Source organism: Thiomicrorhabdus sp. 6S3-12 (assembly GCF_017571475.1).
GTDB lineage: Bacteria > Pseudomonadota > Gammaproteobacteria > Thiomicrospirales > Thiomicrospiraceae > Thiomicrorhabdus.
The window spans coordinates 124,687-137,600 of record NZ_JAGETW010000005.1 but is presented as its reverse complement, the minus strand read 5'-3'; the positions used below and the strand labels follow the sequence as shown (position 1 = coordinate 137,600).

14 protein-coding genes are annotated in these 12,914 nt (G+C 46.9%); 9 read left to right on the top strand and 5 right to left on the bottom strand.

What is annotated here, in order from left to right; translation table 11 throughout:
- Positions 1-146: 146 nt before the first annotated feature.
- Positions 147-2,015, top strand: coding sequence for a transglycosylase SLT domain-containing protein (locus J3999_RS07430; RefSeq protein WP_208127278.1), 1,869 nt, complete (start codon positions 147-149; stop codon positions 2,013-2,015).
- A gap of 315 nt (positions 2,016-2,330) precedes the next feature.
- Here J3999_RS07430 and cysS read toward each other — a convergent pair whose 3' ends face one another.
- Complete coding sequence (gene cysS, locus J3999_RS07425) at positions 2,331-3,698, bottom strand: cysteine--tRNA ligase (RefSeq protein WP_208127277.1); 1,368 nt, start codon at positions 3,696-3,698, stop codon at positions 2,331-2,333.
- Positions 3,699-3,928: 230 nt separating this feature from the next.
- On the opposite strand from cysS, the gene J3999_RS07420 reads away from it, so the two are divergent.
- The 3 genes from J3999_RS07420 to J3999_RS07410 all read left to right on the top strand — a co-directional run bounded on the left by J3999_RS07420 (position 3,929) and on the right by J3999_RS07410 (position 6,059).
- Positions 3,929-4,516, top strand: coding sequence for a peptidylprolyl isomerase (locus J3999_RS07420; protein WP_208127276.1), 588 nt, complete (start codon positions 3,929-3,931; stop codon positions 4,514-4,516).
- 36 nt (positions 4,517-4,552) lie between these two features.
- Positions 4,553-5,056, top strand: coding sequence for a peptidylprolyl isomerase (locus J3999_RS07415; protein ID WP_208127275.1), 504 nt, complete (start codon positions 4,553-4,555; stop codon positions 5,054-5,056).
- A gap of 256 nt (positions 5,057-5,312) precedes the next feature.
- Entirely contained in the window at positions 5,313-6,059 is a 747-nt protein-coding gene (locus tag J3999_RS07410) for a UDP-2,3-diacylglucosamine diphosphatase (RefSeq protein WP_208127274.1), read from the top strand.
- Between the two features lie 119 nt (positions 6,060-6,178).
- Here J3999_RS07410 and J3999_RS07405 read toward each other — a convergent pair whose 3' ends face one another.
- The 4 genes from J3999_RS07405 to J3999_RS07390 form a co-directional block, all read right to left on the bottom strand.
- On the bottom strand, positions 6,179-7,441 hold the full coding sequence (locus J3999_RS07405) for a dicarboxylate/amino acid:cation symporter (RefSeq protein WP_208127273.1): 1,263 nt from the start codon (positions 7,439-7,441) through the stop codon (positions 6,179-6,181).
- An 80-nt stretch (positions 7,442-7,521) separates the two neighbouring features.
- The gene (locus tag J3999_RS07400; protein WP_173285278.1) at positions 7,522-7,815 is read right to left on the bottom strand and encodes a rhodanese-like domain-containing protein; all 294 of its coding nucleotides are present in this window, start codon (positions 7,813-7,815) and stop codon (positions 7,522-7,524) included.
- Positions 7,816-8,050: 235 nt separating this feature from the next.
- Positions 8,051-8,554 carry a phosphatidylglycerophosphatase A gene (locus tag J3999_RS07395; protein WP_208127272.1) on the bottom strand — a complete coding sequence of 168 codons (504 nt, stop codon included), beginning with the start codon at positions 8,552-8,554 and terminating at the stop codon, positions 8,051-8,053.
- A 154-nt stretch (positions 8,555-8,708) separates the two neighbouring features.
- Complete coding sequence (locus J3999_RS07390) at positions 8,709-9,641, bottom strand: HEAT repeat domain-containing protein (protein ID WP_208127271.1); 933 nt, start codon at positions 9,639-9,641, stop codon at positions 8,709-8,711.
- 287 nt (positions 9,642-9,928) lie between these two features.
- On the opposite strand from J3999_RS07390, the gene J3999_RS07385 reads away from it, so the two are divergent.
- The 5 genes from J3999_RS07385 to J3999_RS07365 all read left to right on the top strand — a co-directional run bounded on the left by J3999_RS07385 (position 9,929) and on the right by J3999_RS07365 (position 12,888).
- Entirely contained in the window at positions 9,929-10,948 is a 1,020-nt protein-coding gene (locus tag J3999_RS07385) for a hypothetical protein (protein WP_208127270.1), read from the top strand.
- A gap of 124 nt (positions 10,949-11,072) precedes the next feature.
- On the top strand, positions 11,073-11,354 hold the full coding sequence (locus J3999_RS07380; RefSeq protein WP_208127269.1) for a low-complexity protein: 282 nt from the start codon (positions 11,073-11,075) through the stop codon (positions 11,352-11,354).
- A gap of 93 nt (positions 11,355-11,447) precedes the next feature.
- Entirely contained in the window at positions 11,448-12,068 is a 621-nt protein-coding gene (locus J3999_RS07375) for a DoxX family protein (protein WP_371811870.1), read from the top strand.
- 29 nt (positions 12,069-12,097) lie between these two features.
- Positions 12,098-12,697, top strand: coding sequence for a sigma-70 family RNA polymerase sigma factor (locus tag J3999_RS07370; RefSeq protein ID WP_208127268.1), 600 nt, complete (start codon positions 12,098-12,100; stop codon positions 12,695-12,697).
- Positions 12,694-12,888, top strand: coding sequence for a zf-HC2 domain-containing protein (locus J3999_RS07365; protein ID WP_243755367.1), 195 nt, complete (start codon positions 12,694-12,696; stop codon positions 12,886-12,888). Before J3999_RS07370 ends, J3999_RS07365 begins: the two co-directional genes overlap by 4 nt.
- Positions 12,889-12,914: the final 26 nt, after the last annotated feature.

Sequence of the window (12,914 nt, the reverse complement as noted above, 5' to 3'; positions counted from 1 at the left end):
GGCTGTCGATTTTTTAAATCCTGCAAAAAGCCAAGACGTCTATGCCCTTTTATAACTGCAAATCCCCCAACTTAATCGCCGTACTGCTGGTCAGTCTCTTTGCGTTTCTTTTAACGCCAGTGCCTGCACAGAGCAAAGAGAGCAACTTGACTGTCGAACAACAGGCTTATATTGACGCCTATGAAGCGATCAAACGTAACGACCGCCAGAGCATCGCCAAATACAAGAAACAGTTAAAAAATTACATTCTCTACCCTTATGTCCTCTATCACGACTACCGCGTCAATATAGAGCACACACCACCACGGGTCATTCGCCACTTCATCAATGACAATCCGGATCTGTACCTTTCCGAAAAGTTGCGCACGCACTGGTTGAAACATCTGGCTAAAAAAGAACACTGGAAAACCTATCTGGCCAACTATAAGGCACAACAGAGTACCAGCCTGCAATGCCACTACTTCACAGCCGCCTTCAAGCACGGCAGCGATAAACTCAAATCCGAAGCCGTCAAGCAGGCGCAAAGTGTCTGGCAAGGTCTGAATTCGACTCCGAAGGCTTGTGAGCCCGTCGAACGCTACCTGCGCAACCATAAGCAGTTTACCGCCGCAATGGTTTGGAAACGCATCACGCTGCTGATCCATAAAAAACGATTCAAGCAGGCGGAAGCCCTATCGAAAGATCTTTCGACAAAAGACCGTAAAGCGGTCGCCCATTGGATAAAGATTGTAAAAAACCCGAAACTGGCGACTCAACCCATACTTGAAATCAGCGGAGTGGTTCGCAAAGAAGCCTTTATGCAGGCCACGCGTTATCTGGCCAGTTCCGACCCGACACAGGCCAAACAATCGCTGGACCGGTTTGCCGAACAATACGGCCTGAATCGAGCCCAGTACCACGATCTTGAAAGACGCATCGCCCTGCGCAGCGCTTACCGTTATAAAGACGAAGCTAAATCACTGCTTCTGGATGTTAATAAAAACGGCAGCCGCACCGAAGAAACTCTGCGCTGGCAGGCACAGATCGCCATTCGCGAATCCAAATGGATCGACCTGCTCGACACCATCGACATGATGCCGAAATCGGAACAGAACGACCGTCAGTGGCAGTATTGGAAAGCGCGCGCGCTGGAAGCTCGTGGTGACAAAGCAACCGCCAAGCAGATTTACAGTCGTCTGGCGACAAAACGCAACTATTACGGGTTTCTTTCCGCCGACCGCATCGGCACCGACTACAAATTCAATCCGAAACCAACCAAGAAAACCGATCCCAAGGTACTGTTGAAAAAATACCCATCGCTGCAACGTATCAAAGAATTGATTGCCATCGACTGGATCCGCACGGCACAGGTAGAGTGGTATCACTTCCTGCCGAAAGCGAACGCCAATGAACTGGGATCAATTGCCGTTTTAGCCGATCAATGGAAACAATACCCGCATGCGATTCGTAGTCTGGCACTGGCGAAGGAATGGGATCAGGTCGATCTGCGTTTTCCGACGCCGCATAAAACGCCAGTGATGCAGAATGCCGAAAAAAATGAAATTGAAGCGGCTTGGATCTATGGAATTATCCGCAGGGAAAGTGCTTTCAATCCGACCATCCGTTCTTCTGCCGGAGCGGTTGGTTTAATGCAGATTATGCCGAAAACCGCCAAATACATCGGTAAACAGATAGGGGTTAAAAACACTTCGGTGCACGCGCTGACTGAAGCCAAAAACAATATTCAGCTCGGCAGCGCCTATATGCGCTACCTTTCCGATAAATATAACGGCAATAAGGTGCTTGCGACCGCCGCTTATAATGCCGGGCCGCACCGAGTTCGACAATGGACGGAAAATCTTCCGGAAATCGAAGCCGACCAATGGGTCGATGCCATTCCTTTCACCGAAACCCGCAATTACGTGAAGGCGGTTATGGAATATACAACGGTATTCAACTCTTTGCTGCACGGCAAATACAACCGTCTGAGCGATAATATGCCGCGCATCGGAAACAAGAAGCTGGCGCAGAAATAAGCTACGCAGAGACTTTCTCTCTTAAGCACGACTATTCGTTAAATTCAGAGCAAAAAAAAGCCGCGGTATCTAACCGCGGCTTCAAATAACTTATCTCATTAGAAATAATCAGAGGAGGATACTCATGAAGAAACATGAATGGGCTTAGTTTATTAGCAAATACTTATTCTGTCAAGCATTAATAAAACTCAGACTCAAATTAAATGATTTTATACCCATAAATTAAAGGGTCTTTAATTCTTCCTCAATAGTCCTAATAAATTGAAATTGCTAAACAAAATGTTTACACCCTGTTTAGCATTAGCAACAAAGCAGTTAGATTTTTCGCCAAGTAGTTCCCTGAGGGCTGTCCAACAACTCGATTCCCTGCTCTTTCAATTGATCTCGAATCTCATCGGAACGGGCAAAGTCTTTATCGGCACGCGCTTGTTTGCGTTCTTCGATCAAGGCTTCAATCTGCGCCTCGTCCAATTCCGAATCCGAAGGCTGGGATTTGAAGAAAGCCTCGATATCCTCTTCCAGAAGACCGATCTGGTTGGCCAGTTTAACCAGCAATCCTGCCAGAGCGGCATCCTTGGTTTTATTCACTTCTTTTGCCAGTTCAAACAGCACCGCCATCGCTTTCGGTGTATTGAAGTCGTCATTCATTACCGCCATAAAGTCGGTTTCATATTGCGAATCTGCCAGTGGAGCGCCAATCTCGACGTTCTGCAATGCAGAATACAGACGGCCGACACTGGCTTTGGCAACTTCCAGATTTTCCTCGGTATAGTTCACCGGGCTGCGATAATGACTGGCCAGCAGGAAGTAACGAATCACTTCCGGGTGGTACAGTTTCAATACTTCACGAATGGTAAAGAAGTTGTTCAACGACTTGGACATCTTCTCATCGTCCACACGGACAAAACCGCAGTGCATCCAGGTATTGACGTAATGCTCTCCGGTGGCGCATTCCGACTGGGCAATTTCATTTTCATGATGCGGGAAAGACAGATCCATACCGCCGCCGTGAATATCGAAATGATTCCCCAGACACTTGGTCGACATCGCCGAACATTCGATATGCCATCCCGGGCGACCGCCGCCCCAGTTTGAATCCCACGAAGGTTCATTTTCTTTGGACGCTTTCCACAGAACAAAATCCATCGGGTCCTGCTTGACTTCATTAACATCGACACGCGCGCCGGCTTCCAGGTCTTCAAGGTTTTTACCGGACAGACGTCCGTAACGCTCAAAAGCATTAACCTTAAAGTAGACATCGCCATTGCTGGCCGGATAGGCAAAGCCCTTATCAATCAAGGTCTGAATCATATGTTGGATTTCATCCATATATTCAGTTGCTTTCGGTTCCATATCCGGACGCAGAACATTCATTGCCGATTCGTCGGTATGCATCTCGTCAATCATGCGACTGGTCAGAGACTGGATCGACTCGTTATTTTCCAAAGCGCGTTTAATGATTTTATCGTCGATATCGGTAATGTTGCGGACGTAAGTCACCTCATAACCCAAAGCACGCAGATGACGTACCACCGTATCGAAAACCACCATGACGCGGGCATGGCCGATATGACACAGATCGTATACCGTAACGCCGCAGACATAGATGCCCACTTTATTTTCATGGATCGGTTTAAAGATCTCTTTTTGACGGGTTTCGGTATTAAAAATCTGTAAGCTCATAGGATTTCCTGTGAAAATTGCAACTAAACGGAATTCAATCGGGCGCAGTCGGAACTGCAAGCCTCGCAAGCACTTTGTCAGACTCTATTCAAGGTCCGAAAAAGCGAATCTGCGACACTAAAAATCAACCTTGGCGCCCAAGGACACCAATTCTGTCTTAATCATCGGCGCCCCAGGTGTTAGAATGCGCCTATTGTATCTTACTGGCTGAATTTTTTTTGGAGTGAATCATGTCAAGACGTTTATTTTTAGCCCTTAAAGCCGCTTTTTTAAGCTTACTACTGAGCCACGCTTTTACAGCGCAGGCAGCGGAAAATCCTCAGGTTCTAATCGAAACCAATAAAGGCAATATTCTGGTCGAACTTTACCCTGAAAAAGCCCCTAAAACCGTCGAAAACTTTTTGACCTACGTAAATGAAAAATTCTATGACGGCACCATCTTTCACCGAGTCATTAAAGACTTCATGGTTCAGGGTGGCGGCTTCGATAAGTACATGAACCGCAAACCGACGCACGCACCGGTTCAGAACGAAGCGGACAACGGTCTGCGTAACCGAATCGGTACTCTGGCGATGGCACGAACCAACGACCCGCATTCAGCCAGTTCACAATTTTTCATTAACACCAATCAGAACAGCTTCCTGGATCATCGCGAAAAATCATCGTCGCGTGCCTGGGGTTATACCGTTTTTGGACGCGTCATTAAAGGTATGCGTATCGTTAACGAAATCAGTCACGTTCGCACCGGATTCAAAGACGGCATGGGCGATGTTCCTGCGGAAACCGTCGAGATCATCAAAGCACGTCAAATTAAATAAGTTCAATTCTAGATTTAATTCTATAAAGGTTTAATTATGTCTAAAGTCATTATCAGCACCACTATGGGCGACATCACCATTCAGCTGGATGAAGAGAAAGCGCCGATCGGAGCAGAAAACTTTATCCACTATGTTATGGAAGGCTTCTTCAACGGCACGCTTTTCCACCGCATCATTCCTAACTTCATGGTTCAGGGCGGTGGAATGCTTCCGGGAATGGAAGACAAGCCTGCCGGCGAGCCGATTGAAAACGAAGCGGATAACGGCTTGAAAAACGTTCGCGGCAGCGTCGCCTACGCTCGCACCATGGACCCGCATTCAGCGACGACACAATTCTTCATTAACCTCAAAGACAACAGCTTCCTGGATCACACCAGCAAAGATATGCAGGGCTGGGGTTACGCGGTATTCGCTCAGGTCGTTGACGGAATGGATGTTGTCGATGCGATGGCACAGGTCGAAACCACCAGTCGTCGCGGTCATCAGGACGTTCCGGTTGAAGACATTCTGATCACCAAAACCACACTAATCGAAGACTAAACGATCATTCACCTGTGTGAATCAGGCTCGTTTGAAAACGATCCAAGTAAAAAAGCCGGGAGCTCTTTCCCGGCTTTTTTGTTGTTCACTTTATTCAATCAACGAAGATGGCATCGTTTGTTCAGAACAGTCTCAAAAAGCGATATATTCAAGTGCCCTTGATTCGCGTAAACAGTGCCTTAATGGATAATTCCCATTCGCTATTGATCGGTTTTTACATTAAGATTTCCCAGAATGAGTAAAAATACCCGAACCGATGCCCAATCAAACGCTACAAACCAGTCTTGTTATTGCTGATATCCATCTGCAACCCAATCAGCCGCAGCACCCTATCAACCAAACGTTTCTGCGCTTCCTGCAGCAAAAGGCGATTCATGCACAACGGCTGTATATTCTCGGCGACCTGTTTGAAGTCTGGCTTGGCGACGATATCGGCCTGCAGCAATACCCGACAGAAATACAAGCTCTCAAAGCACTAAGCGATTCCGGCATCGAACTCTATCTGCAGTACGGCAACCGCGATTTTTTGATGCGTAAGCACTTCCAACAGACCAGCGGCGTCCGCCTGCTGCCTGATGAATACACACTGCAAATCGGAGCCCAGGAAATCCTGATGCTACATGGCGACCAGCTCTGTACCGGCGATATCGCCTATCAGAAAATGCGTCGTATTTTCCGTAACCCAGTGATTCAATGGTTATTTCTGCACCTTCCCAAAAGCAGACGGATCAAAATCGGCGAGAAGATGCGTCAGGAGTCGATGCAGGCAGGAAAAGACAAAAATGCAGAGATCATGGATATCACGGAAGACGCGCTACAGAAACTGCTCGAACGCCACCCGGGCTGTGCAACAGTCATTCATGGCCATACACACAAACCGGCGCAACATACACACCACTTCAACGGTCACGATTACCGGCGTTATGTTCTGAGCGATTGGCGCCCGGCCACACAATATTTATCGTTGAACGCCGACGGAATTAGAATCCACGAATTCGAATAAAGCACACTGCTTCTCGCACTGAATATCTGTCGCTATTCAACGCTTCGCATCATTACACCGGCAATAAAAAACCCGGCTTTCAGGCCGGGTTAAGCAGAACCGTTTTGGACAATCCGCTCTTAAAAGATTTTACTGACCAGAACATGTTTTTCGCCTTCGGATTTGGCAATGACGGCGGCTCCGACCGAATCGCTGAAGACGTTAACCGTGGTACGCATCATATCCAAAAGACGATCAACCACCATAAGCAGCCCTATCGCCTCTGCAGGTAAGCCGACCGCGACCAGAATAATCGAAATCGCCACCAGACTCGCTGACGGGATTCCCGCCACGCCAATGGAAGTCGTTAGAGCGATAAATACGATCAATACCTGTGTACTTAAATCCAACGACACACCAAACAGTTGAGCAATAAAGATCGCCGCGACACACTCATACAGAGCCGTACCATCCATATTGATCGTCGCCCCCAAAGGAAGGACAAAACTGGTGACTCGGTTGGAAACCCCGGCCCGGTGCTCCAGAGAGTTCATCGTCACCGGAAGAGTCGACGACGATGAACTGGTGGAAAAAGCGGTCAAAAGTGCCGGAAGCATCGCCTGATAATGCAGCCACGGATTTTTCACGCCGCCGATAAAACGCAGTATCATCGGCATGACAATCGCGAAATGGATCAGCAGCGCGGAGACAACCGTCACAAAGAACAGTGCCAGATTATCGAACTGTGCAAAACCGTTTTTGGCGACCGAGGCGGCAACCAAACCGAATACCCCGATTGGCGCGAACTTCATAATCAGTGCCGTCATCAGCATCATGACATCGAAGACCCCTTGCCAGAAATTCTTAAGCGTTTCCTGAGCAGCGCCTTTGATCTGAGTCATAAAAAAACCGAATAACAAACTGAAGAAGATCAGTCCCAACATCTGCCCTTCAGCGGCAGCTTCCACCACATTGGTCGGAATCATGCGCAGGAATACGTCGACGGCATCACCGGCCGAACGCCCTTCGATTACTTCGCTGATATGTTCTTGTGCCTCAAGCTGCGGCGGAGGTTGATCGCTGACACCGGGCTGAATAATATTCACCATCGTCAGACCGATGATGACCGCGATTAAACTGGTAAACAGATAATAAGAGATTGTTTTAAGCCCCAAACGGCCGAAACCGCCGTCTGCGCCGATGCCCGAAACGCCGGTAATGATCGCGGAAACCACCAGCGGGACAACAATCATTTTCAACGCATTCAGGAAAAGCGTTCCGATAAAGGTATACACAGCCAACCAGTGCACCCCCAGAATGGTCCCTTCTTCACCGCTCCAGGTTCCCATTACCACCGCCAGTACCAAGGCGATCAGAATTTGCCAGTGCAAGGCCAATCTCATAACAATCTCCAGTTGTGTATTTTTTTCAGCTATAAAAAAAGCGCCTTATACAGCGCTTTTTATTCAACAAGACGGCTTAATTAAGCGTCCGGGCATTGATGCCAAGCCATATAAGGCCCTAGATTATATACTTCTGCAAAGCCCATAGACAGAAGCATCTGCATCGCCATTTGCGAACGCTGACCTGAACGACAGAAAACGACTACCGGACGAGATTTATCCAGCTGCGCCGCCAGTCGATCCAATTCCTGCAAAGGAAGATTGGTTGCTTCAGGAATTTTGCTTGCCTCGTACTCTTCAGGAGTACGAACATCAACAAGTTGGGCATTTTTGTTTTTGACTAATTGTTTCGCTTCTTCACATGCGATAAACATGACATCTATCTCCAAACTACTGTTTATTTTTTAATTTGCAGGTAATAATACAGAATTATTCGATAATCTCAATATCAACAAATCCATTTTGATAAATAAATTTTATCGCGAAACACGCCCAAAAACGAAAAGTCGATCAATCACTATCAAAATCGCTCACTTCTCATTTTGACCGACACGACCAATTAAACCGCCCTTATTTCAGTAAACACTGAAATCCTTTGCCTTGTCAGTTTTACCAGACAAGCGCGTATAGCAGCCAGATTGACACAGCGGCAAAGACTGCGGCAATAACATCATCGACCATAATGCCGAAACCACCTTCCAAATGCGTATCCAGCCACTTGATCGGCCAAGGCTTCACAATATCGAAAAAACGAAAGGCGATAAACGCCGCCAGCCATGCAAACCAGCTTTGTTCCGGCAACAGAATCATCACAATCCAGATACCGACAAACTCATCCCAGACAATCCCGCCGTGATCATGCACACCGATCGCATCGGCCGATTTCTGACAAATCCAGCTGCCGGCAAACAACCCGATTAAGAGAACAATCCAGGCCGCGGTTTCCGACCACAATAAAATCGGCAGAAATAGAATCAGCCCGGCCAAGGTTCCCCAGGTACCCGGTGCCGGGGTAATTAACCCGGAACCGAGACCATAGCCTAAGAACTGGGCAGGATCTTTAGCGATTTGACTGAATGCAGGAGCAGGAATTTTATTTTTGAGATTAGACATAATTATAGGATAGAGATTTCATAAGGATAACTGAGGTGTATTTTACGGAAAAAGTGACTGGACAGAAAATTTAGCGCTTCTTTTTATGAACCGATGAATACGTTCTGCCCCGTCGATTCATTTATTACTCAATGCAGGGGAAATATAAAGAACTCTATTCCGTTTTGTCTTGCAATATCTTCTGCGCACACTGGCGAACAGCTGGATCTAAATCCTTGGCTAATTTTCGAATAGCGCTGTCAGCCGGTGCATTGTGCATGGCACCTAAAATTTGGCAGAGCTGTACTCGCTTTTGAGTTTGCAGGTTTTCACGCGAGTAGTTATTCAATTCTTGCGTTATATCGGCAATCGCAGCGGAACCGAGACGGACAAGCCCATTTGCGGCATTTTTTTGAGTTTGCTGTTCTTCGCCCGGTTGAATTGCTGAAACCAGTACAGGAGCTGCCCGGACATCAACCACCTGCGCCAAAGCGGCTATAGCTTCGTCACGAGTTTCGGCTCTCCAGGCAGCCTGAATAAGAACCGGTACCGCTCGGGAATCACCGATCTCCCCTAGTGCCCGCGCAGCCATTTCCCTGCCAAGCCAATCTTCATCAGCGAGTTGCAGCAAATCCGTAAGCAGTGGAATCGCTCTTACATCTTTTAGCTGGCCAAGAGTCGGAATAATTTCCGCCCAGATCCCAGTCCTTTGATTAAGATCTTCTTTAAGTAAACTTAGCAATTCAGGGACATCAGATTTTTCTGCAAGCAGGCAGAATTGGCGAATGCCGCGGCTTTTATCGTCAAGGTCGTTTGACTGGATCAGCTGCAAGGCCTGTTCTTTTTCACATTGACGATGGCACTCAGCCATTATTGCCTCCACCCCCATTGCAACATTCTGATGGCGCCTTTGGCACTGGTTCAGGCAGTTTTGCAGCGCAAACTCCTGTATTTCATCGAATGCGTGCCGGTTTTCCTGCAAAGAATCTCTGACCACAGGATCCGCTATCGTTTGTGGATGCTTGCTGGTTAAATTATCCGCTAATGCCTGCAAAGGAACCTGCAGCAGCACAAAGAAAATAAACAGGTAGTGAAATTTATCGGTCATACGAGACATCCCGGCAAGTCTAAGTGGAGGATAGGGTTACAGCGAAAAAACTGCAAAAAATTTACAGCATCATACAACGCAGCTAAAAAACCTGTAAAGGCATACCCTGTGCTCGAACAGATGCCGTAACCCCTGAAATGATGACTAGGTAAAGTTGAATAGAAAATTTTTTCTGTTTTATTCGTATTTAAAAAAATACTTTAGACCCTGTTGAAAATTCAATTTATGAAAATCATACTAGGTAAGCCATGACTCTCAAGCTTTTTCAGAAAACCCGGAGGACGAGAATGAAAAAAATCAGTATTATCGTGATGAGCTTCCTGCTCATTTCTTTTACCTTACAGACTGCAAAAGCAGAGAGTCTGGCTGAAAAGAAACAGTGGTACAACGAACTTAACCAGATGGTTAATGATCCCAATATTCTCTGGTTGCCTACCTCCATCTTTATGAACGATGTGCAGTTTGTCACCATTGATCAGGTCAAACGAAATATCACCACAAACCTTCTTTCCAATCCCCAGTTCAATATCCACACCTCTCGAGCGTTTCTTGAGCAATATATCCGAACCTCGGTCAGACAGACTATCGAGCTGTCCAATTTATCAAAGCAACATGCTAAACAGACGCTGCTTCCTCAGCTGGCAGCCGATATCAAGCGACTGGAATCCCAGCAACAAAACAACACTCGCTGGCAACATAGCGACACCCGTACCGGAGAGTTAAGCAACTTTGATTTTTTAGAGTCTATCCCCGCTCCAGACTATTCAGCCGGCTCAAACCCGTCCCCATCCGATAACAGCGAACCGTACTATGCGTCCTGTCCTAAATTCAACACCCAAAACAAGCGTTGCTGGCCGGCCTATACAAACGGCGTAACGGGTGGTAACACCTATACCCAGTGTTGCTATTATTCAGGTGCCGGCAGCCATATCATTTCTGAAACCCCCTATCTTCACGGAAAAAAAGATGGCACCGAACTTCAATGGACAAAGCATTCAAACAGCTTCTATTTTGCCAAACGAAAAAACTGGAAAAACGGCAAACTTGACGGCATTTTTGAAACCTACACTTGGATGCCGGCAGTAAATGGGCCTTTTTTAACTTCGGTTGACCAATATAGCCAAGGGCAAAAAGTGGGGCACAGCGTTGATTATAAGGTTTCCGGTAAACGAATCGAGACTATTTGGTTTAACGGTGTTAGTGAAAAAATTTATTACTATAATCCAGACGGCTCTCTGGAAAAATGCGCTACAAAAGATCACGCCACTGGACGTTGGAGAGACTGCGATACAGGAAAACTCTGGTAATTTTTTTCATAAAAGAGTGTAAGGAATTCAAATCAACTGCGACTAAGTAGTGAACAACTCAAAACCCGGGCTTTAATCGCCCAGTTATTTAAGTTCAGCTTTTTATAAATCAGAGGTCGCTATCATGAAAACCAAAACATTTTTTTACTCGATTCTTTCCGCAATGCTTTTGTCGGTATCGATGAATGCCAGCGCTGCTGCAGATAATCCTTTTGCCACTATTCAGAACGGCTTTACAGTAATTGCACAGACCGAAACATCGGAAGGCAAATGCGGTACAGCCAAGTGTGGCGGTCAACAGAAAGAGGCAACAAAGTGCGGAGCCGTTCAACCCGCTCCAGAACCTTCTAAATGTGGGGCTGCTAAACCTGCTCAAGAACCATCTAAATGCGGGGCCGGTAAATAAACTCATTACTTTGTCTAACCGTCCTGGGCATACGATGATCTAGATTCTATGCTCAGGTCTTCCTTTCTCTCCTCAATTCAAAGGAGAAAGATCATGAACACGCTTATCATAAAATCTGCCAACCTCTATCAGACGGCTCTTTCAGGATTAATGCATTTTGACGGCTTGGCGCCACTATTACTGCGCCTCTATCTTGCCCCGATCTTTATGCAGGCTGGCTGGAATAAACTGGCTAACTTTTCGGACACCTCCGCCTGGTTTGGTAACCCTGAATGGGGGCTCGGACTGCCCTTTCCCGAACTGATGACCCTACTCGCCGGCGGCTCGGAATTTCTTGGCGGTATCGCTTTGATTGTCGGCTTGGCAGTGCGCTGGTTCTCGATCCCCTTAATGATCACCATGATCGTTGCCGCTGTCACTGTACACTGGCCTAACGGCTGGCTGGCTATTTCAGATGCTTCAAGTTGGCTCGCTAATCAACAGGTATTCGATGCACAGCAGCAGCTGGCGATGAGCCAGCAAATCCTGCAAACGCACGGTAATTTTGAATGGCTGACCAGTAATGGACAGATTGTTATTCTCAATAACGGGATTGAATTTGCCGCTACCTACTTCATAATGCTATTAAGCTTGCTGTTTACCGGCGGCGGTCGTTATGTCAGTGCCGACTATTGGATTCATCGTTGGATTCAAGGAGGCGCGGCAAACCGATAAGAGTCAATACAAGGAAGGCTAAATAATCAATGCCAGCGGAACCATGTCAAAATTGCAGCCAAACAGAATTCGAACAACGCATAGATCCTCTACGTCCCAGGCTGATTGCCTTTGCGAAATTGCATCTGAAATTCGAAGCAGATGCCGAAGACGCAGTTCAGGAATGTTTAATTAGCGCTTGGAAACAATTGGAAAAGTTTGCCGGCAAGTCGTCTCTGGAAACCTGGGTATTTGGCATTTTGCGACACAAATTGATTGACCTCTATCGTCATCACTCAAAAATCCGGACTTTCGAATATAACGAATCAAAGCTGCCCGATACCGACGGCTGGTTTCAAAAAGACGAACACTGGCACAACGAACATGCGCCTTCGAACTGGAGCAGCCCTTATCAGACTTTGGAAAACGAACATTTTTGGCAGGTTTTTGATATCTGCGTCTTTCACCTGCCGGAGCAGACATCACGCGTATTTACGCTACGCGAGTTTATGGGATTTGAAACCGCACAAATCTGCGAATCTCTGCACATTAGCGAACACAACTGCTGGACCATTCTGCACCGCGCACGGCTAAGACTGCGCGCCTGCCTGGAACAAAACTGGTTTACCGCTGAGGAGAATAGACAATGAAAAAGATGAGCTCCTGTAAACACGCCACCGAACTGATGTCGCAAAAACAAGACCGAAAACTGACCTTTAAAGAACAATCCTGGCTGATAACTCACCTGACCTTGTGCCACAACTGCCGCCGCTGCAACAAACAGTTTGAGCTACTGGAAAAGGCCTGTGAACAGCGAAGAGAAGAATTCGAGAAGAGCTAAAAAAGGCCGATTAATAATTTTTAATC